Annotated in this window: 20 protein-coding genes and 1 other annotated feature; of the genes, 12 read left to right on the top strand and 8 right to left on the bottom strand. The window is 52.4% G+C overall.

The features are described 5' to 3' along the window. Positions 1–3: 3 nt before the first annotated feature. From hisH to hisG, 5 genes are read right to left on the bottom strand one after another with little or no spacing between them, the layout of a single operon-like run. The gene (gene hisH / locus J1778_RS11425; RefSeq protein ID WP_217173240.1) at positions 4–594 is read right to left on the bottom strand and encodes an imidazole glycerol phosphate synthase subunit HisH; all 591 of its coding nucleotides are present in this window, start codon (positions 592–594) and stop codon (positions 4–6) included. Then, positions 594–1658, bottom strand: a complete 1065-nt coding sequence (gene hisB, locus J1778_RS11420; RefSeq protein WP_238484675.1) for a bifunctional histidinol-phosphatase/imidazoleglycerol-phosphate dehydratase HisB — start codon at positions 1656–1658, stop codon at positions 594–596. Before hisB ends, hisH begins: the two co-directional genes overlap by 1 nt. A 14-nt stretch (positions 1659–1672) precedes the next feature. Beyond that, positions 1673–2806: a histidinol-phosphate transaminase gene (gene hisC / locus J1778_RS11415; protein WP_217173238.1), complete on the bottom strand. Its 1134-nt coding sequence runs from the start codon at positions 2804–2806 to the stop codon at positions 1673–1675. Further along, positions 2806–4119 (bottom strand): histidinol dehydrogenase, encoded by a 1314-nt coding sequence (hisD, locus tag J1778_RS11410; protein ID WP_217173237.1) that lies wholly within the window; start codon positions 4117–4119, stop codon positions 2806–2808. The genes hisC and hisD overlap by 1 nt, the downstream gene beginning before the upstream one ends. Positions 4120–4122: 3 nt before the next feature. After that, positions 4123–5022, bottom strand: coding sequence for an ATP phosphoribosyltransferase (gene hisG, locus J1778_RS11405; RefSeq protein WP_013575087.1), 900 nt, complete (start codon positions 5020–5022; stop codon positions 4123–4125). 72 nt (positions 5023–5094) lie between these two features. Next, positions 5095–5216 (bottom strand) — a sequence feature (His leader region). Positions 5217–5543: 327 nt separating this feature from the next. On the opposite strand from hisG, the gene J1778_RS11400 reads away from it, so the two are divergent. The 7 genes from J1778_RS11400 (at position 5544) to cheW (ending at position 13383) form a co-directional block, all read left to right on the top strand. Continuing rightward, positions 5544–6368, top strand: coding sequence for an SDR family oxidoreductase (locus tag J1778_RS11400; protein WP_217173236.1), 825 nt, complete (start codon positions 5544–5546; stop codon positions 6366–6368). A gap of 1258 nt (positions 6369–7626) precedes the next feature. Further along, positions 7627–7971, top strand: a complete 345-nt coding sequence (flhD, locus tag J1778_RS11395) for a flagellar transcriptional regulator FlhD (protein ID WP_120131051.1) — start codon at positions 7627–7629, stop codon at positions 7969–7971. A gap of 2 nt (positions 7972–7973) precedes the next feature. After that, on the top strand, positions 7974–8582 hold the full coding sequence (gene flhC, locus J1778_RS11390; RefSeq protein WP_217173235.1) for a flagellar transcriptional regulator FlhC: 609 nt from the start codon (positions 7974–7976) through the stop codon (positions 8580–8582). A 177-nt stretch (positions 8583–8759) separates the two neighbouring features. Further along, complete coding sequence (gene motA, locus J1778_RS11385) at positions 8760–9650, top strand: flagellar motor stator protein MotA (RefSeq protein WP_112291022.1); 891 nt, start codon at positions 8760–8762, stop codon at positions 9648–9650. Continuing rightward, positions 9647–10750, top strand: coding sequence for a flagellar motor protein MotB (motB, locus tag J1778_RS11380; protein WP_217173234.1), 1104 nt, complete (start codon positions 9647–9649; stop codon positions 10748–10750). The genes motA and motB overlap by 4 nt, the downstream gene beginning before the upstream one ends. 36 nt (positions 10751–10786) lie before the next feature. Continuing rightward, positions 10787–12802: a chemotaxis protein CheA gene (gene cheA / locus J1778_RS11375; RefSeq protein ID WP_217173270.1), complete on the top strand. Its 2016-nt coding sequence runs from the start codon at positions 10787–10789 to the stop codon at positions 12800–12802. Between the two features lie 83 nt (positions 12803–12885). Continuing rightward, on the top strand, positions 12886–13383 hold the full coding sequence (gene cheW / locus J1778_RS11370; protein WP_013575095.1) for a chemotaxis protein CheW: 498 nt from the start codon (positions 12886–12888) through the stop codon (positions 13381–13383). Between the two features lie 392 nt (positions 13384–13775). On the opposite strand, the gene J1778_RS11365 is transcribed toward cheW, so the two are convergent. The 3 genes from J1778_RS11365 to J1778_RS11355 form a co-directional block, all read right to left on the bottom strand. Next, positions 13776–14045: a hypothetical protein gene (locus J1778_RS11365; RefSeq protein ID WP_217173233.1), complete on the bottom strand. Its 270-nt coding sequence runs from the start codon at positions 14043–14045 to the stop codon at positions 13776–13778. Then, the gene (locus J1778_RS11360) at positions 14026–14541 is read right to left on the bottom strand and encodes a DUF2778 domain-containing protein (RefSeq protein ID WP_217173232.1); all 516 of its coding nucleotides are present in this window, start codon (positions 14539–14541) and stop codon (positions 14026–14028) included. Before J1778_RS11360 ends, J1778_RS11365 begins: the two co-directional genes overlap by 20 nt. Before the next feature lie 493 nt (positions 14542–15034). Further along, a complete protein-coding gene (locus tag J1778_RS11355; protein WP_217173231.1) occupies positions 15035–16048 on the bottom strand; it encodes a helix-turn-helix domain-containing protein in 1014 nt (337 codons plus the stop codon). A gap of 115 nt (positions 16049–16163) precedes the next feature. On the opposite strand from J1778_RS11355, the gene J1778_RS11350 reads away from it, so the two are divergent. The 5 genes from J1778_RS11350 (at position 16164) to J1778_RS11330 (ending at position 22387) form a co-directional block, all read left to right on the top strand. Then, positions 16164–17639 (top strand): MFS transporter, encoded by a 1476-nt coding sequence (locus J1778_RS11350; protein ID WP_217173230.1) that lies wholly within the window; start codon positions 16164–16166, stop codon positions 17637–17639. Between the two features lie 197 nt (positions 17640–17836). Next, positions 17837–18133 (top strand): hypothetical protein, encoded by a 297-nt coding sequence (locus tag J1778_RS11345; protein WP_217173229.1) that lies wholly within the window; start codon positions 17837–17839, stop codon positions 18131–18133. An 8-nt stretch (positions 18134–18141) separates the two neighbouring features. Further along, a complete protein-coding gene (locus J1778_RS11340) occupies positions 18142–18735 on the top strand; it encodes a hypothetical protein (protein ID WP_217173228.1) in 594 nt (197 codons plus the stop codon). Positions 18736–18835: 100 nt separating this feature from the next. Then, complete coding sequence (locus J1778_RS11335) at positions 18836–20527, top strand: methyl-accepting chemotaxis protein (protein WP_217173227.1); 1692 nt, start codon at positions 18836–18838, stop codon at positions 20525–20527. Positions 20528–20716: 189 nt separating this feature from the next. Continuing rightward, on the top strand, positions 20717–22387 hold the full coding sequence (locus J1778_RS11330; protein WP_217173226.1) for a methyl-accepting chemotaxis protein: 1671 nt from the start codon (positions 20717–20719) through the stop codon (positions 22385–22387). Positions 22388–22481: the final 94 nt, after the last annotated feature.

The following is a 22481-nucleotide window of genomic DNA, read 5'->3' as shown; positions in this document are numbered from 1 at the left end:
TGTTTACATCTCCAGAAAGTTTTTCAGCAACTGTGCGCCAGCGGCACCGGAGCGCTCGGGATGAAACTGCACGCCGAAGAAGTTGTCTTTTTGTACGGCAGCGCTGAAGGGCTCACCGTAAAGTGTCTGAGCGATAGTGTTTTCACATACCGGCATGGCAAATCCGTGGACGAAATAGAAGTAGGCGCTTTCATCGATTCCGCGGAAAAGGTGGCTGTCGGCGTTAGCAATAACCTGATTCCAGCCCATATGCGGCAGTGGCAGGCCCATATCCTGCATACGTTTTACCGGTGTTTCGATAATGCCCAGCGTATCAATCCCGCCATTTTCTTCGCTCGACGAAGCCAGCAGTTGCATCCCCAGGCAAATACCCAGCACCGGTTGCGTGCAGGCTTTGATGAGTTCAATCAGCTCACGCTGTTCAAGTTGTTCCATGGCGGCCTGTGCTGTGCCGACGCCGGGCAGAAATAACTTGTCGGCCTGCAACACAATTTCCGCTTCACGGCTCACCGTTGGTTCGTAGCCCAGACGTTGTACCGCGTATTTCACGGAAGAGAGGTTGGCGCAGCCGGTATCAAGGATAACGACATTCATCACAGCACTCCTTTCGAACTCGGCAGGGTGTTGCCCTCGACGCGAATTGCCTGACGCAATGTGCGGCCAAAGGCTTTAAACAGGCTTTCAACACGATGGTGATCGTTCTTACCTTTAGTGCGCAGGTGCAGGGTACAGGCCATCGCATACGACAGGGAGCGGAAGAAGTGCTCGACCATTTCCGTGCTCAGATCACCGACGCGCTGATAGTTAAATTCAGCTTTGTATTCCAGGTGCGGACGGCCGGAGATATCCAGCGCACAACGTGCCAGACATTCATCCATAGGCAGTACGAATCCGAAACGGCCAATCCCGCGTTTATCGCCCAGCGCCTTGTTCAGGGCTTCGCCCAGCGCCAGTGCGGTATCTTCGACCGTATGGTGATCGTCGATATACAAATCACCTTTCACTTCGATGTTCATACGGAAACCGCCGTGTGTGGCAATCTGATCCAGCATATGGTCGAAGAAACCCACACCGGTGCGGATTTTGCTTTCACCTTCACGATCCAGCCAGACATCCACATCAATCGCAGTTTCACGCGTCACGCGATTAACTTTGGCATGGCGGTCACGTTTAGTCAGTTGCTCAGCAATGGCTGCCCAGTTCAGTGTATCGCGCTGATAACGCAGGCCGGTGATACCCATATTGGCCGCCAGCTGAATATCCGTATCTCGATCTCCAATCACATAACTGTTTGCCGTATCCAGCACGCCGCTTTCCAGATAACCGGCCACCAGTTTGGTTTTCGGTTTACGGCAATCGCAGTGATCGGCTGGAAGATGAGGGCAGATCAGTACTTCATCAAAAACGATACCCTGCGAAGTCAGGATTTGCATCATCAGGTTATGCGGCGGATCAAACGTTTCCTGCGGGAAACTGGCGGTACCCAGACCGTCCTGATTGGTGATCATCACCAGTCTGAAACCGGCGTTTTGCAACGCCAGCAGTGCCGGGATCACGCCCGGCTCAAGAGCCAGTTTATCCAGACGGTCCACCTGGAAATCTTCCGGTGGCTCAGAAATCAGCGTACCGTCGCGGTCGATAAACAGTATTTTTTGCAATAACGGGCTCTGGCTCACATGTGCTCCTTGCGGGGGCTATTTTGATTATCGGTGATGGTCGTGGCGGTCACGCCCGGCAATGGTTGCAGGGCGTCAATCACGCGTTGCAGCTCTTTGCGCGTACCAATCGTAATTCGCAGGCAGCCGGAAAGCCCCGGTTGCTTATTCTGGTCTCGCAAGATAATGCCCTGATCCCAGAGGTTTTTAAATACTGCACTTGAAGCAGAGAAACGGGCAAGTACACAGTTTGTGTCGCTGGCAAAAGCCTCTTCAACGCAGGCACATTTTTCCAGTTCTTCCAGTAACCACTCGCGGTTTTCTGTTACTTCAGCCACGCGCTGACGCATAATCGCCAGCCCTTCCGGACTCAGTGCCTGAGCGGCGATATCAGCCACTGGCGTAGATAAAGGATAAGGTGCGATGACTTTCATTAATAAGCCAATCAGTTCGCTGTTGGCAATCGTGAAGCCGCAGCGCAGACCGGCGAGCGCGAAGGCTTTAGACAACGTGCGTAAAATAGCCAGATGTGGATATTCCTGTAACCAGCCTGAAACTGTCGCCTGCGGGCAGAATTCGATATACGCCTCATCGACTGCAACAATTGCGCGGCCACGGGTCATTTCCAGTACGGTACGGATTTCATCCGGGTCGATAATATTCCCGGTCGGATTATTCGGGCTGCACACATACACCAGTTTCACGCCATCCAGCGCGGCTTCGATGGCAGGAATATCCAGAGACCAGTCAGCTTTCGCCGCCACCGTGCGGCCTTCCACGCCGATGGTTTCAGCACTCACGCTGTACATACCGTACGTTGGGGGACAATAAAGGATGGCGTCTTTGCCCGGTTCGCAGAATGCGCGGATCAAAAGCTCAATGCCTTCATCTGCGCCACGACTGACCAGCACCTGTTCCGGGTCCACACCCGCATAAGCTGCATAGCGGTTGATGACCAGCGCAGGCTGACATTCCGGATAACGGTTAAAAGTCTGCTGTGTCAGTTCGAACTGTGGTGCGATGGCGTATTCGTTGGCATTGAGCCAGACATCGCCATTCCCCCCCAGACGGCGGGCAGACTGATAGGGTGTCAGTTCCTGCACATTCTTACGTGCCAGCGCCTGAACGCTGAGGTTGTTTTCGTTGCTCATCAGCGTTGCTCCTTTAATGCGTTAACACGCAAAGTCACAGCATTTTTGTGTGCGGTCAGCTGTTCTGCCTGCGCCAGCGTTTCGATGGTGTTTGCCAGACCGAGCAAACCTTCAGGCGTTAACTGCTGAACGGTCATGCGTTTCTGGAAATCAGCCAGACCGAGGCTGGAACAGGTCGCGGTGTAACCGTAAGTCGGTAATACGTGGTTGGTACCGGAGGCGTAATCGCCCGCAGATTCCGGTGACCAGTCACCGAGAAATACCGAACCGGCGCTGGTAATACTGTCGACAAGCTGTTCAGGCTCGCGGGTTTGCAGGATCAGGTGCTCGGGACCGTAGGCATTGCTGATCTCGATACATTGCGCCAGGTCTTTCGCCACAATCAGACGGCTGCTTGCCAGCGCCTGACGGGCAATTTCGCTGCGGGATAATGTCTGCAACTGACGTTCAACGGCTTCGCCGACCGCCTGCGCCATTTTCAAATCAGGTGTCAGCAAAATCACCTGAGAATCCGGACCGTGTTCGGCCTGAGAAAGTAAGTCAGAGGCCACGAAATCCGGTGTAGCGCCGCTGTCGGCAATCACCAGGACTTCGGAAGGCCCGGCAGGCATATCAATCGCCGCGCCATCCAGACTCTGACTGACCTGACGTTTAGCTTCGGTTACATAAGCATTACCCGGCCCGAAGATTTTTGCCACACGTGGCACGGTTTCTGTGCCGAAGGCCAGCGCGGCAATCGCCTGCGCACCGCCAAGCTGATACACCTCTTCCACGCCGCAAAGTTGTGCGGCATACAGAATTTCATCGGCTATTGGTGGCGGAGAACAGAGCACCACTTTCTGGCATCCGGCAATACGTGCCGGCGTCGCTAACATTAATACGGTCGATACCAGCGGTGCAGAACCGCCCGGAATGTACAGCCCGACGGACTGAATAGGGCGGGTCAGCTGCTGGCAACGTACCCCCGGCTGGGTTTCTATATCCACCACTGCCAGTTTTTGCGCCTGATGGAAAGTATCGATGTTGCGCACGGCGTGGGCCATCGCCTGTTTAACGTCATCACCTAAACGCGCAGATGCTGCCTCGATTTGCTGTGCGGTGACGCGCAACTCCTGAACTTCAGTCTTATCAAAGCGGGCGCAAAACTCGCGCAGCGCACTGTCACCTTCACTGCGCACACGGCGCAGAATTTCACTGACAGATTCGGTAATACGGTCGGACGCCGAAATTGCCGGGCGTGTCAGCAGCTCGCGACGCTGTTGCTCGTCACATTGCTGCCAGTCAATCGGGGTAGTGAACGCGTCAGGCTTCATGGCTTACTCCATCATTTTTTCGATTGGCAGAACCAGAATGGAGCTGGCGCCCAGCGCTTTCAGTTTCTCCATGGTTTCCCAGAACAGCGTTTCGCTGCTGACCATGTGCATCGCCACGCGTTGCTGATCGCCTGCCAGAGGCAGAATGGTCGGACGTTCGGCACCCGGCAGCAGGGCAACGATCTCATCCAGACGCTCGCTCGGCGCGTGCAACATAATGTATTTGGATTCACGGGCCTGAATTACGCCCTGAATACGGGTCATCATTTTGTCGATCAGCAGTTGTTTCTCTTGTGGCATTTCGCCGTCGCGCTGGATGAGACAGGCTTTGGAGCGATAAATCACCTCCACTTCGCGCAGGCCGTTGGCTTCCAGCGTCGCGCCCGTAGACACCAGGTCGCAGATCGCATCCGACAGACCGGCGCGCGGAGCGACTTCAACAGAACCGTTCAGCAGGCAGGATTTGAAATCGACGCCTTTTTTATCGAGATACTGCTTGAGCAGGTGAGGATAAGAGGTCGCGATACGCGCGTTTTGCAGACTTTGCGGGCCGGTGTATTCGGTGTCCAGCGGGGTAGCCAGAGACAAGCGGCAGCCGCCGAAATCCAGACGACGCAACGTGAAGTAACGCGGGTCTTCGCCCTGAGCGCGACGGCTCAGCAGTTCTTCTTCAAGCACGTTTTCACCGATAATCCCCAGATCGACCACGCCATCCATTACCAGTCCCGGGATATCGTCATCACGTACACGCAAAATATCGATAGGCATGTTTTCAGCGAACGCGATCAGACGCTGTTCCTGCAGGTTGATTTTAATGCCGCAGCGCGCCAGTAATTCGCGTGATTCATCGCTCAGGCGACCCGACTTCTGCATTGCTATCCGTAAACGTGTTTTATCCAGCATGATGACCTCAGTTTCTCAATAATTTATATAAATCGTTTTGTTTAAATTTCTCTAACTTCAATCCGTCAGGCCAAAAAAAAGCCCCCGGAAGAAATCTTCCGGGGGCTATCTCTGCGTTCTGCGCCACTGGAAGATCTAAACAGTCTCCCAGCACCAATCGCCTGAAAGACTAGTCAGGGTGATGGTGATGATGGTGGTTAATCAGAACGTTTGTCATGTCAGTGTCTCAGTTCAGTGATTCAGATGTCGCGTGATTCAGGTTTGAATCATTCGCGGCACATATCAAATTCATTGCCAATAAAACTAAACTATCGGGCAGCAACTGCGCAACCTTTTTTTCCGATGATGAGTTTTTCTTATCAGCTGCAGGGGTTTCATCTGTTAATTGAATAATCCGTTAACAGACACGAAGAAAACCTTACGCAGACTGAACGGGGAAAAGGCCACGTTTGCTAGTATAAAGGAAGATATCAGCAGTTGGTGACGTGATACCAAATGCCTCTGAACAAACGGAGTAATGTATGAAGAAGGTTTCGATTATCGGACTGGGCTGGCTGGGAATGCCACTGGCAATGGCGCTGGCTGCAAAAGGCTACGATGTAGTGGGCAGCAAAACGACGCTGGATGGCGTGGACGCCGCAAGAATGGTGGGAATCGAATGTTTCCCGCTGGTTTTCGCACCGGAAATGCAATGCGAAGCGGAGGACCTTGATCGTCTGCTCAATGTTGATGCTCTCATTATCACACTGCCCGCGCGCCGGACCGTCGAGGGAAGCGAACTTTATTTTCAGGCGGTGCAGCTTTTGACCGACAGCGCACTGGCGCATAACGTGAAACGGATTATTTTCACCAGCTCAACGTCGGTGTACGGCGAAGGAGAAGGTGTGGTGCGGGAAGATACTCCTCTCGAACCGGTGACAACCAGCGGCAAGGTCCTTAAAGAGCTGGAGAACTGGTTCCACGGATTGCCTAACACTTCCGTCGATGTACTGCGTCTGGCCGGTCTGGTGGGCGGAGATCGCCATCCCGGCCGGTTCATGGCGGGTAAGACCCAGGTGAAAGGCGGGCAACACGGTGTCAATCTGGTGCATCAGGATGACGTGGTAGCGGCAATTGCGTTATTGCTCAGCCGGCCAAAAGGAGGGCATACCTTTAACTTATGTGCTCCGAAGCATCCGGCGAAAGCGGATTACTATCCGGCAATGGCCAGACAGATGGGACTGCAACCGCCTGCCTTTGCTGAAGAAGGTTCAGCAGGAAAGGGCAAAATCGTGGATGGCGAACGGATCTGCAAAGAGCTCGGTTTCGAGTATCAGTACCCGGACCCGCGATCTATGCCTTTTTAATCGTAAAACCGTTTTTGAATAATAATAAGTTATAGCCTGTCTGAAATATCAGCAGGCTTTTTTTATTTTGCTGTATTAACACTCAGTGACTTATCGGATTACTTTGAATGAAAGTAATCACCCTTCAAAAGTATCCGCACTCGCATATTCTGCGAATAAGACAATTTAATGACCTTCACACCCGCAGGTGATTCCCTTATACCTTTATACTCTCCGCTAAAAATGTGTTTAATGCGTATTTATCGCGTAAAAGCTGGCGGGGGATGCTGGTTAGGTAATAAAAATCCTATTCTTAGGCTGTCAATTTATGCTTGCGCCAGATAAACCACTTTTTTAACCCCAATCATTAAAGTTTTCCTGAACAGTTGCCGATAGGTAAGCACGGCAAGAACCCGCTGTTTCATCACTTCTCCTTATCAATCTGGTCCAATGACTGGATGTTTCCTCCTGCGAAGAAACAAATTATTACAATCATTTTCTTTTTACTTTTGAAACCACGTGATTGCTCACGATTTCAGAACAATTCGCCGGCATTTTAAACACAATTCTTTAAGACAACTCCCCGAAAAGCCCCGCCATGACTGGTTTGCGCATTAATAGCACAATGATCACGCTATATGAAATTTGCAGCATATAACACTGTATGAACTATGATTAATTGCCGCCTGTGCTAATCATTTGGCTTTAGGTGGTCTTTGTACAAAATGATCTAAAAATGGCGAAAAAAGACAGTTTGAAGACAGGTTTTTAGATGCTTTTTTACTTTTGACTTAAATCTGCGCAAATTCTCACGATAAATTGCACTTTTGGAGGCAAAATAAATTTCAAAAGTGTGATGTGCGTCACACTTTATTCAAAATTCGTCCACGGCAAGATTGTATGTGTAAAGGAAACGGGGTTAGAGTTGCGTCGTAGTAAGATTATTCCTAATAATGTATGTAAAAGCGTTTCACTGAAAGACACGCCATCACAGCAACGGACCCTGCCAGTACATCAAAACTAAAGTGTTTTACTAATACTTAGCAGTGCAATTGTCTCAATTAATTTAGTTTACATCAGGAACAACTTTGTATTGGCGGTGAAGTAAATACCGCGGGATAAATCTAATTGTTATCGTGAGATTTATTAATCAGCCAATGATCCAATTGTTTTGATAGTAAAAAATACTCCTGTCACGCCGGGTGAAACTCTCGCTGCATGGAATATGTCTATCAATCAGCCACTTTAAAAAGTGGCATCGGTAATGGGGTAGAACAGAATGTCCGAATTGCTTAAGCACATATATGATATCAACCTGTCATATTTACTGTTGGCACAGCGTTTGATTAACGACGAAAAAGCCTCAGCGATGTTCCGGTTGGGTATTGATGACGTCATGGCAGACGCTCTTGGCCAGCTCACGTTGCCACAAATGGTGAAATTAGCTGAAACGAACCAGCTTTTGTGTCAGTTCCGCTTTGATGACAGCAAAACTATTGAACGTCTGACACAAGAATCGCGGGTGGATGACTTACAGCAAATCCACACCGGCATTCTGTTGTCGAGTCATTTGCTCAAAGGTCTGGCTGCGAAAGACAGCGGCGCGATGAAGAAAAGGGCGTAGCTATGTCTGGGAAAGATGGGTTAACCAAACCGGCAGAAAAAAGTATCGTTCAGGAAGCACGCGACATTCAGCTTGCCATGGAACTGATTACGCTGGGTGCCAGATTGCAGATGCTGGAAAGCGAAACGCAATTAAGCCGTGGCCGGCTGATCAAACTATACAAAGAACTGCGTGGAAGTCCTCCGCCGAAAGGAATGTTGCCGTTCTCTACTGACTGGTTTATGACCTGGGAACAAAACATTCATTCTTCCATGTTTTACAACGCGTACTCTTTCCTCTTAAAGAGCGGGCATTGTAATGGGGTGGAAGCGGTGATTAAAGCTTACCGTCTGTATCTTGAACAATGTCCTGAACAGCCAGGTGAAGCGCCGATCCTCGCGCTGACACGAGCGTGGACTCTGGTCCGTTTTGTCGACAGTGGCATGTTGCAGCTCTCTGCCTGTAACTGCTGTGACGGTTCATTTATTACCCATGCACACCAGCCCCGTCACGGGTTTGTTTGCAGTCTTTGCCAGCCCCCATCCCGAGCAGTAAAAAAACGTAAACTTTCCCCGCAGGTTGCCGATATAACATCTCAAGAGCTGGACGAACAGGTCAAGCACGCCGTTTGAGATGATTGGGTAGCAGTAAGCCGTTCTGAGCGGTGGTAACACCGCTCTTCAATTTCCCCCGAATATCTCAGTCACTCTCTGGCACCGTTTATGCACGTTTTAGTTGCATGAATTTTGGCAGAACCGTGGCGTCGCGCTTTTCCTCGCCCTAAAACCACATCGAATTAAGGATTCATCGTGCTAGTGATAATAGGTTACATCGTGGTGTTGGGCTCAGTGTTCGGCGGTTTCATGCTCGTCGGCGGTGAACTGGGCGCGTTATACCAACCCGCAGAATTACTCATCATCGGCGGTGCAGGCATCGGTGCCTTTTTCGTGGGTAATAACGGTAAAGCGATTAAATCCACAATGCGCGCGCTGCCTCAGTTGTTCCGTGCATCGAAATACAACAAAGCGTTGTATATGGATCTGATGGCATTGCTGTACCGCTTACTGGCGAAATCACGTCAACAGGGGATGCTGTCGCTGGAAAATGACATCGACAATCCCAACGAAAGCGACATTTTCGCTAATTATCCGCGCATCCTTGCCGATAAGCATTTAGTCGAATATCTGACGGATTATCTGCGCCTGATGGTAAGCGGCAACATGAATGCGTTTGAAATCGAAGCATTGATGGATGAGGAAATCGAAACGTACGAGCACGAAAGCGAAGTGCCCGCCAACAGCCTGGCGCTGGTCGGTGACTCATTGCCGGCTTTCGGTATCGTCGCGGCGGTCATGGGCATTGTTCATACCCTGGCGGCGGCGGATCGTCCGGCAGCTGAACTTGGTGCCCTGATTGCGCATGCGATGGTCGGAACCTTCCTCGGTATCCTTCTGGCGTACGGATTTATTTCTCCGCTGGCCAGCGTTCTGCGCCAGAAAAGCGCTGAAAACGCCAAGATGATGCAATGCATCAAAGTGACATTGCTTTCCAGCATCAATGGCTATGCGCCACAAATTGCCGTCGAGTTTGGCCGTAAGACGTTGTACACCTCTGAGCGTCCTTCCTTTATCGAACTGGAGGAGCACGTTCGCCAGGTTAAGTCGCCGGGTCAGAAACAAACTGAAGAAGAAAAAGTATGAAGCATCAAAGCCATCCAATCGTTGTTGTACGCAAGAAAAAGAACAAGCACGGCGGAGGGCATCACGGCGGTTCGTGGAAGATTGCTTACGCTGACTTTATGACAGCGATGATGGCTTTCTTTCTGGTGATGTGGCTGATTTCCATCTCCAGCCCTAAAGAACTGGTGCAAATTGCCGAATACTTTCGTACACCGCTGGCGGTGGCGATAACCGGCGGGCCGCGCAGCAGTGATGCGACCAGCCCGATCCCTGGCGGTGGGGAAGACCCGACCGTGCAGGACGGCGAAGTGCATAAAATGGATCAGTCGCAGGGCGAGAGCAAACGTGAGGCCGGTGATCTACAACGGTTGCAGCAGAAACTGGAAGACATGCTGGCATCTGATCCGCGGCTGAAAGATTTGCGTCCGCATCTGATGATCAACCTGACGGAACAGGGTTTGCGCATCCAGATTATTGACAGCAAAAACCGGCCGATGTTCCAGCTGGGCAGCGCGATTGTCGAGCCTTATATGCGCGATATTCTGCGGGCTATCGGGCCGGTTCTGGATGATTTCCCGAACAAAATCAGTCTTGCAGGTCATACCGATGATATGCCGTATGCGCAAGGTGAACGCGGGTACAGCAACTGGGAACTCTCGACAGATCGCGCAAATGCTTCACGTCGCGAAATGATTATCGGCGGACTCAGTGAAGGTAAAGTTCTGCGCGTGATGGGCATGGGCTCCACCATGCAGTTGAAAAACCATCCGGCGGGTGACGCGATTAACCGCCGTATCAGCATATTAGTGCTTAACAAACATGCTGAAGAAGCGATTGAACGTGAAAACAGCGAGGGTGAAGCGATCACCATCAGTGACGCCGGGGAACTACAAAGAGCAGTGCCGGGCCGTCAGACGGCACCCGCGCTGGCGCCAAAAATGAGCCCGGCTCCGGCTGCACCAGCGGGTCCTGATTCATCAGCAGCACCAGCACCAACACCAGTACAGGCACCATCAATACCCGGGATTGAGACGCAGACGCCAGTGACACCATCGGCAGGCGCTCAACCTGCGACGGCAGCTCCGGCTGTCGCGGCAGGCACGGCACCTGCGACACATTAACAAGCCGCGATTCACAGCAGAGGTGATCACGTGAGCATGGATATTACTGATTTTTATCAGACATTTTTTGATGAAGCAGACGAGCTGCTGGCGGACATGGAACAACATCTGTTGTTACTTGATCCGCAGGCACCAGATGTTGAGCAGCTCAATGCGATTTTCCGCGCAGCGCACTCAATCAAAGGCGGGGCAGCAACGTTTGGATTTACGGTTTTACAGGAAACGACTCACTTACTGGAAAACCTGCTCGACGGTGCGCGTCGCGCTGAAATGAGCCTGAGCACCGACATCATCAACCTGTTTCTGGAAACAAAAGACATTATGCAGGAGCAACTCGACGCCTATAAATCCTCCCGGGATCCTGATGCAGAAAGTTTTGAATATATCTGTGCAGCCCTGAGACAGCTGGCCCTCGACGCGCAGGAACAGCGAGAGCCTGTGCCGGATCTTCACGTGGTGGAAGATGAACCCGGGGCGTCCGCGCCCGACGCGGCAGCAACGCCTGCGGCAAAAGGCGGACTGCGTGTCCGCCTGTCCGGCCTGAAAACGCAGGAAGTGCCTGTCATGCTCGAAGAGCTGGGCAATCTTGGCGAAATCAAAGATCCGGTTCAGACCGCAGACAGCGTGGAAGCCACGCTTATCACTACGGTGACCGAAGACGACATCATCGCGGTACTGTGTTTTGTGCTCGAACCGGAACAAATCAGTTTCACGCAGGCTGCCGTGCCTGCGGTGTCTGAATCCGCGCCGGCACCGGCACCTGCCGTCACCGAAACCGCCGCCGTCGCGGTGCGTCCGGCACCGGTTCTGACCGCCGTGCCGAACAGCGAGCCAGCAAAAGCCCGTGCGCCGAAAGCCCCGGAATCGACCAGTATTCGTGTCGCCGTCGAAAAAGTGGATCAGCTGATCAACCTCGTTGGTGAACTGGTGATCACTCAGTCTATGCTGGCGCAACGATCAGATTTGCTGGATCCGGTGGTTCACAGCGACCTGCTCAACAGCATGGGGCAGCTTGAACGCAACGCCCGTGATTTGCAGGAATCGGTGATGTCGATTCGTATGATGCCGATGGAATTCGTGTTCAGCCGCTTCCCGCGTCTGGTGCGAGATCTGGCCAGCAAACTGAACAAGCAAATCGAACTGACGTTGCTCGGCAGCTCTACCGAACTGGATAAGAGCCTGATCGAACGTATCATCGACCCGTTAACGCACCTGGTGCGTAACAGTCTGGATCACGGTGTGGAAACGCCGGAAGTGCGTATTGCCAACGGCAAAGAGCCGACCGGTAACCTGACGCTGTCCGCGGAACATCAGGGCGGCAACATCTGCATCGAAGTCATCGATGACGGTGCCGGTCTGAATCGCGAACGTATTCTGGCGAAAGCCGCGTCGCAGGGCATGAACGTCAGTGAAAACATGAGCGACGAAGAAGTCGGCATGCTTATTTTCGCTGCCGGTTTCTCGACCGCAGAAAAAGTCACGGATGTTTCCGGTCGTGGCGTCGGTATGGACGTGGTGAAACGTAACATCCAGGAAATGGGCGGTCATGTTGAAATCCATTCCCAGCAGGGGAAAGGGACGACAATCCGTATCCTGCTGCCGCTGACGCTGGCGATTCTCGACGGCATGTCCGTCAAAGTGGGCGAAGAAGTCTTTATTCTGCCGCTGAATGCCGTCATGGAATCGCTGCAACCGCTGGCCGAAGATTTGCATCCGCTGGCCGGTGGCGAACGTGTTCTGCAGGTGCGTGGTGAGTACCTGCCACTGGTTGAGCTCTATAACGTCTTTGATGTGAAAGAGGCCAAAACCGAAGCCACACAGGCCATTGTTGTGATTTTACAAAGCGCAGGTCGTCGCTACGCCTTGCTGGTTGATCAGCTGATTGGTCAGCATCAGGTGGTGGTGAAAAACCTGGAAAGTAACTATCGCAAAGTGCCTGGCATTTCCGCCGCCACCATTTTGGGCGACGGCAGTGTGGCATTGATCGTGGATGTGTCTGCCTTGCAGTCGCTGAACCGCGATAAACTGGCAACGGGCGTCTCTGCCGCATAACCAGCAACGCTTCCGGTGACGTGACTCGTCACCGGGTGTGAAAAACTCAGGCCGATTAAAAGATAAAAGCAAAGGTGAACAACATGGCAGGACTTGCAACCGTGGCAAAAATTGCGGGCGAAACAGTAGGTCAGGAATTTCTGATCTTTACTTTAGGCGACGAAGAATACGGCATTGATATCCTGAAAGTGCAGGAAATCCGCGGTTACGATCAGGTCACCCGCATCGCTAACACGCCTGCGTTTATTAAAGGTGTCACCAACCTGCGCGGCGTTATCGTACCCATCCTCGACCTGCGTGTGAAATTCGCGCAGGAGGATGTGATTTATAATGAAAACACCGTGGTGATCGTGCTGAACTTCGAAAACCGCGTTGTCGGGATCGTGGTTGACGGCGTATCCGACGTGCTATCGCTGAGCCAGGATCAAATCCGTCCGGCACCGGAATTCGCCGTGACCATGTCGACGGAATACCTGACTGGTCTGGGTTCGCTCGGCGACCGGATGTTGATTCTGGTGGATATTGAGAAGTTGTTGAGTAGTGAAGAAATGGCGCTGGTTGATAGCGTGACTAAGATTTAAGTCTTTAACTTCAAGGTCGTGGGCTCGCCGCCCACACTGGCCCAGAGACCCGCAATCGCGCGGGCCTCTGGACTCCACGCTCTTTTCACTGCGCGCTGCCGCAGGCACGACGGACATGTTCTGTCACCGCCGCGTGTGGCGCAAAATCTTGTCGCTCCGCGATGCCTTCTCTCGGTGTTACTCGGCCTGCGGCCTCACCCTTCGGGCCGTCACTTCGTGACGTTGTCTCGCAGAGCTCGACCTGAGCCATAGGTCTCGAAGCCGCTCCGTTCAGCAATATTTTTGATCACGCCATTCCCGATCGAATAAAACCTTCGTTCTGATTCCTTTGCAAAATCCAGTGCGGGAGGGTGTTGTCTTGCCTGACGCGATCAGGACAGCTCGCCAGCTCCTTAAAGGCGCACTTTCTTAGAGATGGCAAGCAAGATTATTTTATAGCTAAAAATAGCGGCAATCAGCGTTAACCCGACGTCTGCAAAAAACCATAGGTTGTCAAAATTATCCTGACTTGAGGCACCGTACAACCAGTCAGAGAAATGCGATGTCGTTTCATAGCTAATGAATTTTGAAGCATCAATAAACTTTGCGAAAAGACAAAACAAAATAAAGAACAGTAAAGTCTTCGCGCCGATAACGTAAAGCTTACGGGCAAGTGCTGCCATTATGAATCACCTCAATAAAGCCACGCGCCAGTAAACTTTTCATACAGGGAACCTCAACCGGCGCTGCACGTAACAGAGCATTCCTTATTAATGCGTAATCAGAGTTGTGAGGAACGGTGATGCAGCCCTCTGAAAGGGTGCCCGGATGCAGTCGAAAATTGCCTCTGTTAACGGCATTTATCCACGTGTAATCATCTATGGCAAAATCATCCCGATAAAGTGCGAACCATTCAGAATGCTTAAACTCTGCTCCTTTAAAGGTTTCGTTCCAAAGATCTTTCGATGCCGCTATTTTTTTTGACCAGAACCCCCCCTCACCACGCTGGACAACCCAATAACGACCAGCAGGTATCGGCCCTTCTTTTGGGATCGCGCCACAGCCGCCTCGGTTTCGGTACGCACCATTGCCAGAAAAGGCCATAAAAGTGCCCAAACCTGGAAACGACAACGGCGAGTAATCAGCGTTATTGATAATAAACTTTCCTTGTAGTGCCATAACATCCTCGTTAATTGATTTAAAACCGTTCAAATTATAGGGTTTATTGTTTGCAGGCGGAAATGATTAAAAATTAGCAATTATTTCACCCGTTTTTAAAAAGTGCCTGAGGGGCGTTTTAAGCGAGCGGAAAGCCGATCGGCCTTATGGCTGACTTGGTGAACCCTCCAGGGACCAAGCCTTCAGTGCTAGATCCTTTCATGGGGAGCGTCTCAACAGCATTGCCAGTTGTAAGACGTGGGGGAACTTTTACAGGCATTGAATTGACAGTTTGGCGCTACACCCGGTCTAAACAGTAAGGCCGGGATGGGAAATTAATGACATCTCGGAAATAACCCTCTTTTCCGCACCTCCGCTAACTCATTGATTTTATATATCCAATAAACCACTAATAAAAAGAGGGTATTTATGCCCAAACAGAGATAATCTTTTGCAGTTCAACGCATAAACCTGAAAACCTAACAGTTCACTGCCGTACAGGCCGCCCTAAATCTCACCCCACCAAATCCCGTTCAACAAACCCCTTCCGCCATTGCGTGGGCGTCGTCCCCAGCCGCTGGCGGAAATGATGGCGCAATGTTTCCGGCGATCCAAAACCGGCCTGTTCGGCGACGCGGTCAATACTCAGCGTGCCGTTTTCCAGCAGGGCGCAGGCTTTTTCCAGCCTTACGCTCAGCATCCATTCGCCCGGCGTGCTGCCGGTGGAATCATGGAAACGACGCAGAAAGGTGCGGCGGCTCATGCCGGCTTGTGCGGCAAGTTGGTCAATCACCATGGGCGTATTGAGATGGCTGCGTAAATCATCAAGCAGCGGGGCGAGCGTTTTTGCCGGATACCGCGGGACCGGTTGCTGGATAAGCTGTGCCTGATTTCCTTCACGCAGCGGCGGTGTCACCATTCTTCGTGCCGTGCGGTTGGCAACTTCAATGCCGTAATCACGGCGGATGAGATGCAGACACAAATCGACGCCCGCCGCACCCCCGGCAGAAGTGATGATGCTGCCTTCATCGACATAAATCATGCCGTGCTCAACCTGCACTTTCGGGAATCTTTGCGCCAGTACATCGGTGCTGTTCCAGTGCGCGGTGGCACGTTTGCCGTCGAGCAAACCGGCAGCGCCAAGCACGAAACTGCCCGCGCAGATCGACACAATCCTCGTGCCGTATTGATGCGCTTTTTGCAGCGCCGCAATCAGCCGGTCAGAGGCCGGTTCGTGGATGCTTCGCCAGCCGGGGATGACTATCGTTCCGGCATCTTCCAGCAGTTCCAGTCCACCATCGACCACCAGTCGCACGCCGCCTTGTGCGCCGAATGTTCCTTCCTCAACCGATGCGACGGCTAAGTCGTACAACGGTTTACCGGTGAGTTCATCCGCCCGGCCAAAGGCTTCGACCGCAGTCCCGAATTCGAAGGTACACAGACATTCGTAGGCCAGCAGCACCAGGCGCCGGTTTAACGGAGCAGGATTGCGCGGGGAAGACATCAGGGGCAGAGCAGCGTTTTGCATACAGGGAAAACCATCAGGTTGGCATGATCTTGACGATACATGGCATACGGGCTGATTTCTACTGTGCCGCTAATCTTTCATGCTGTGCGTCTCTGACACATCGCAGGATTTAAGCATGAAGAACACACTGGCACTGATGGCCGTCTGCCTCGCTGCACTGATGTCCGGGCTGGAGATTTCCAGCGTTCCCGTTTTATCACCGGTACTTGAACAGGAACTGCATGCCAGTTTCCGCGAACTTCAGTGGATCATGAACGCTTATACGCTCGCCTGTACCACGGTACTGATGGCGACCGGGACGCTCGCGGACCGTTATGGCCGGAAACGCGTGTTTATCATCAGCATTGTCGCGTTCGGGCTGACCTCACTGATGTGTGGTCTTGCCAGCAGTTCGCAATGGCTTATCGCCGGTCGTTTCGCGCAGGGACTGAGCGGTGGCGCAATGCTGACGTGCCTGATTGCGATTTTGTCGTCGCAATTTCCGCAAGGAAAAGCGCGCAGCCAGGCTTTTGCCGCATGGGGAATTACGTTTGGTTTCGGGCTGGGATTTGGCCCGATCATCGGCGGTATGCTGGTCGCCTGGCTGAGCTGGCGATGGGTATTTCTGGTTCATGTCTTTATCGCTGTGCTGACCCTGATTCTGGCGCTGAAAAACGTGGTGGAATCCCGCGACGCACAGGCTAAAAAACTGGATCTCGGCGGATTAATTACGCTGTCCGTGACGGTTATGGGCGCAACATTTCTCATTACTCAGGGCAGCAGCCTGGGCTGGAACAGCGCCATCGCACGTACCGTTCTGCTGGCGACCACCATCAGTGCGGCGATGTTTATCTGGATTGAAAAACGCCATCCGCATCCGATGTTTGATTTCTCGGTATTCCGCGTCCGCGCATTTTCCGGTGCGCTGATGGGCTCGGTTGGGATGAATTTCAGCTTCTGGCCATTGATGATTTATCTGCCGGTGTATTACCAGAGCGGGCTGGGTTATGACAGTGTCACTACCGGTCTGGCACTGCTGGCTTACACGTTGCCCACGCTGCTGATGCCACCACTCGGTGAAAAACTGACCACGCGTTTTGGCGCGTCCCGGCTGATCCCGCTCGGGCTATTCACGATCGGCGCGGGCTTTATGCTGATGCATATCGCCGTCGTTCATCATCTGAGTTTATTGCCGGGCGCGTTGCTGGCAGGCATGGCGCTCGGGCTGACCAATACGCCGGTCACGAACACCACCACCGGTTCCGTCGCGGCGAACCGCGCGGGAATGGCGTCGGGTATTGATATCAGCGCCCGGCTGATCACGCTGGCTGTCAACATTGCACTGATGGGAAGTCTGCTGGTGGCAGGAATTGCCGCGAGCCTGAAAAAAGTTATGCCGGCAGCGGGGGACTTGTCCTCGCTGGCAGAACGCATCGCAGGGGGATCTGTGGTTGAGGGATTACAAAGCGCGCGGATTGCGCAGGCGCTGACGGATGGCTTTGCCGTCATTCTGATCTATGGCGCGGCGGGGGTCTGGATCCTGGCGATAATGAGTTATTTGCTCTTTAACGTTAAGGGACGGCGTAAAACGGTAACTTGCGAGCCGTACTGACTCTAAAAATCAGCGTTGCAAAGTAAGCCGCGCTGTTTTGCGTAACATCTTCCATTTGCGTGAAAAATAATCATTTTCCCTGCGCATCTTTTTACTGGATATGGCGTGATAGCCCTGCGGCGAGGGGCTTCACGAAAAAAACGGGAAGCAAAATGATAATTTGATTAAGTACGACAATTGGCGTACATTGAGGCCACATGAGTTTCAGAGAGATCAAATGGAAGGTGATCGAATGTTTAAAGAATGGAAAAGTCAGATTTGCGGTCAGGCGTGGAATTCATCTCAAGAATCTTTTAAGCACGGGAGATGTGACTGCGCAGCAATTGGAAAGGGTTATTCATCTGGCTGGCGGGCAGCATTACGAACTACGTACTCACCATTTAGATAGCAGTATTGATGTCCATATTATTACCCTCTGGTACGCCGGGGTTAACTGGTACATCAAAGGGTATTTTGCAGAACCCAATAGCGTTTTCATCAGTGTTCATCATTAAGGGAAGATATGATTATTGTCAAAGTAGGCGATGAAGAAAGAGCTGAGTGCGGTGTGTGTGAGGCTTTTCGCACGGTGAGCTATCAGCTGCGCGATGTGCCGTTTGATGACGGCAGCGGTGTAGTGAAAAACGTTATCGCGGGCGTATGTAAAACCTGCGACAGCGTTGCGGTGATCCCTTTTCAGTCTGTGCCTGCCATCAAAAAACAGTTACAGATACAACGCAAAGCCGTGGAATCCCGCGTGCCAGCGCACATGATTGACCTGCTGAATATGGCGAGTGCAGAACTGGGGGCAACCCCTGATTTCGTGCCGTTACTGCTTAAATATTATATTCATCATCTGGCTTCCAGTCCGGAAGCCGCAATGCGTGTGGTGACTATGCTGACATCCGAACTGGCTACCGGTATGGCGAATAAGCGTCTTTCCCTGAAAGGGCGTGAGATCGGCAATGATATCGAAAGGCTCAAAAATCTGTCCCACATTGATAACACCACCGAATTACTTAAAGGTGTGGTGCTGACCATCCATAACGACCTGCTGGTGAACCCGGACGCTCAGCGCATCGCGCTGTTGAAGAGTTTTGTCGCTACTGTTGCCTGACCCCCCGACTCCCCCGTAAAAATCCGATCCTCATCACATAAAGTTCCCGCACTTTCTGCCGATAACTGTTCCAGATAAATCCAATTCAAAAAGGAACAACATGTTTAACCGTATGAAAGTGGTCACGGGAATCGTGATCTTACTGATGGTCTTCGGTGCTTTACAGTTGGTATCCGGTGGCCTGTTCTTTAAATCTTTGAAGACAGACAAAGACAACTTCACCACTTCTCAGCAGATTCGTTTGCAGCAGGCGGAATTCAATGCCAGCTGGATCTACCTGCTGCAGACCCGCAATACGTTAAACCGTGCGGGTATTCGTTTTATGCTCGACGCTAACCAGATGGGCAGCGGTGCCACGGTGAAAGAGCTGGTTGATACGGCGACGAAAGATCTGCAAATTGCCGATCAGCATTTCGCCAATTATCAAAAAATCCCGGTGGATGCCAGCCAGAATCCGCAGTTCGCCGCCGATGCCAAAAAGCAGTATCAGGTTCTGCATGATGCGCTTTCTGAACTGATCGAGCTGATTGGTCTGGGCCGCATTAACGACTTCTTCGAACAGCCTACACAGCAATATCAGGATAACTTCGAAAAAGCGTTCGTGACCTATATCGACCAGAACGATCATCTCTACAACGACGCAGTGAAAGTGAGTGAAAACTCCTTCAAACACGCGATGTGGATGCTCGGCAGCGTCCTGATTGTCTTACTGGTCTTCATCGTTCTGGCCTGGACCGGCGTGCAGCGCATCCTGATCCATCCTCTGAAAAATATCGTCGAGACCATCCGCAAAATTGCAACCGGTGATCTCACGCATGAAATAGTCGTGAAAAGCCGTAATGAAATCGGCCAGCTTGCCGATAGTCTCAGGTACATGCAGGACGAACTGATCCGTACGGTTACCGGCGTGCGTCATGGTGCCGATGCTATTTACAGCGGCGCGAGCGAAATTTCGGCGGGTAACAGTGATTTATCTTCCCGTACCGAACAGCAGGCATCTGCGCTGGAAGAAACCGCAGCCAGTATGGAACAGCTGACCGCGACCGTGAAACAGAACGCCGAAAATGCCCGTCAGGCCAGCCAGCTGGCACTGAGCGCGTCAGAAACCGCGCTGAAGGGCGGGAAAGTGGTGGCAAACGTGGTCGATACCATGAATGACATCGCCAGCAGCTCGAAGAAAATCACTGACATCACCGGTGTTATCGACGGGATTGCCTTCCAGACCAACATTCTGGCTCTGAACGCCGCGGTCGAAGCGGCCCGTGCAGGCGAGCAAGGTCGCGGATTTGCGGTTGTGGCCGGTGAAGTGCGTACCCTGGCGCAGCGCAGCGCCCAGGCAGCAAAAGAAATTAAGGGGCTGATTGATGATTCTGTCAGCCGCATTAATACCGGTTCAGTTTTGGCAGAAAGTGCCGGTGAAACCATGAATGACATGGTGAATGCCGTCACGCGTGTAACTGACATTATGGGCGAAATCACGTCGGCATCTGATGAACAAAGCCGCGGGATTGAGCAGGTTGCACAGGCTATTACTGAAATGGATCGGGTGACGCAGCAGAACGCCTCACTGGTTGAAGAATCCGCTTCCGCTTCGGCGGCACTGGAAGAGCAGGCCAGCCTGCTGACGCAATCTGTGGCGGTCTTTACGCTGAGTCAGACCACAAATAACAACGTGCGCCAGAACCCGTCCTCTTCGAGACTGCCTCTGTTGACTCCGAACCTTTCAGGTTCTAAAGCCGGAAAAGGTGGAGCACAAAGTACAGATTTAACTGAGAACTGGGAAACCTTCTAAGCACGTACATCAACATCGCTACCCAAAATAGTCAGGTTTGCAGGCAGGCGGCAAACGAAGAAATCCCGATGAACTTACTTTACTAAGTGATTCGGGTGACGGAGAGCAGCCAACGCATCTGCAGACCTGAATATGAAGGGTATTAAGAAATAAGGTGCCGGTCAGGGCTGGCAGCTAACGAGGTTATCCATGTTTAAGCACATCCGTGTGTCCACCTGCATGTTTTTGTTATTGATAGTATTTTTTGTGATGCAACTGGTGAGCAGTGGCTTGTCACTGTATGCCGCCCACACGGATAAAATGAATTTTGAGCAGATATCTAATACTGCTGAGCAGCGTGATGCGCTGAACCAGAGCTGGTCATATCTGCTGCAAACCCGCAACACACTGAACCGCGCGGCCACGCGTCTGGCGCTGAAACAGCCTCAGGAAACCGTGACACAACTGATGGCTGACGCGAAAAACAGCCTGAAAAGTGCTGAAGATTCTTACGCTGCTTTTCTGGCTCTGCCACGCAGAACCGAAAAGGCCGCTGAGCTGACCACCGTTAACAAAGCCAGCTACGAAGCATTGCACGGCATGTTGCAGGTGCTGATTGATGCGTTATCGCGTGGTGACATGGCGGCGTTTCTCGGCAGTCCGACTCAAAAATATCAGGATCAGTTCCAGCAGGATGTTGGCAATTATGTCGCGTACGTCGGCGGGCGTTTCCAGCAGGCGCAGACCCAAACTGCGGCGTCTTATCAGAGCGTGATGATCAATACGACGGTGATCATCCTGCTATTGCTGGCGCTGACGGCGCTGGCGCTGGTTGTTACGCGCCGGATCCTGTTCCGTCCGCTGACTACCATGCGTGCCCATTTTGACCGTATCGGTTCTGGCGATATTTCTGCGCCGATCGTGGCAGAAGGGCGCTACGAAATCAAAGTGATGCTCGAAAGCCTGCAACAGATGCAGTCCTCGCTGGCACAAACAGTACGTACCGTGCGCCACGGCGCCGACACCATGTTTGCTGGCCTGAAAGGCATTGCGGCGGGTAATACCGATTTGTCTTCCCGTACTGAACAACAGGCCTCTGCACTGGAAGAAACGGCCGCCAGTATGGAACAGCTGACCGCGACCGTGAAACAGAACGCCGAGAACGCCCGTCAGGCGACGCAGCTGGCGCGTGATGCGTCGAATACCGCTGAAAAGGGCGGTGAACTGACCGGCAATGTGGTGAAAACCATGAATGACATTGCGGGCAGCTCGAAAAAAATCAGTGCGATCACCAGCGTGATTGATGGCATTGCTTTCCAGACCAACATTCTGGCTCTGAACGCTGCGGTAGAAGCCGCCCGTGCGGGTGAGCAGGGTCGTGGATTTGCGGTAGTGGCCGGTGAAGTGCGCAGCCTTGCACAGCGCAGTGCTCAGGCCGCGAAAGAAATCAAAGCGCTGATTGATGAGTCCGTCAGCCGCGTCAGCCAGGGGTCCGTACTGGTGGAATCTGCCGGTAATACCATGGATGACATCGTTCGCGCCGTGACCCGGGTGACCGACATTATGGGCGAAATCGCCTCAGCCTCCGACGAGCAAAGTCGCGGTATCGAACAGGTTTCTATTGCCGTGACGCAGATGGATCAGGTGACACAGCAAAACGCCACGCTGGTTCAGCAGGCCGCTTCCTCCACACATACGCTGGAAGCAGAATCTGAAAACCTGACCCGCGCGGTTTCGGTGTTCCGCCTTGCTTCAGCCGATGGCGCTCTGCCGCGCCACAACGGTACGGCTCAGGGCTTTACACCACGCCAGGTGGCTCAACCTGCGTTAATTGCGGCGCCAGCGCGAGCAGGTTCTGCGGATAACTGGGAAACTTTCTGACAAGGTCATCTATGAAAAGTCGCGGATGAATAATCAGCGGATGAAGAGTGAATTGGGTACCCGTAATACCACCTGTCCATTTAATGGAGCTGCA

The organism is Rahnella bonaserana, from assembly GCF_019049675.1.
GTDB lineage: Bacteria > Pseudomonadota > Gammaproteobacteria > Enterobacterales > Enterobacteriaceae > Rahnella > Rahnella bonaserana.
Note: the sequence above shows the minus strand (reverse complement) of the source record. Positions and strands in the feature narration are given on the sequence as shown.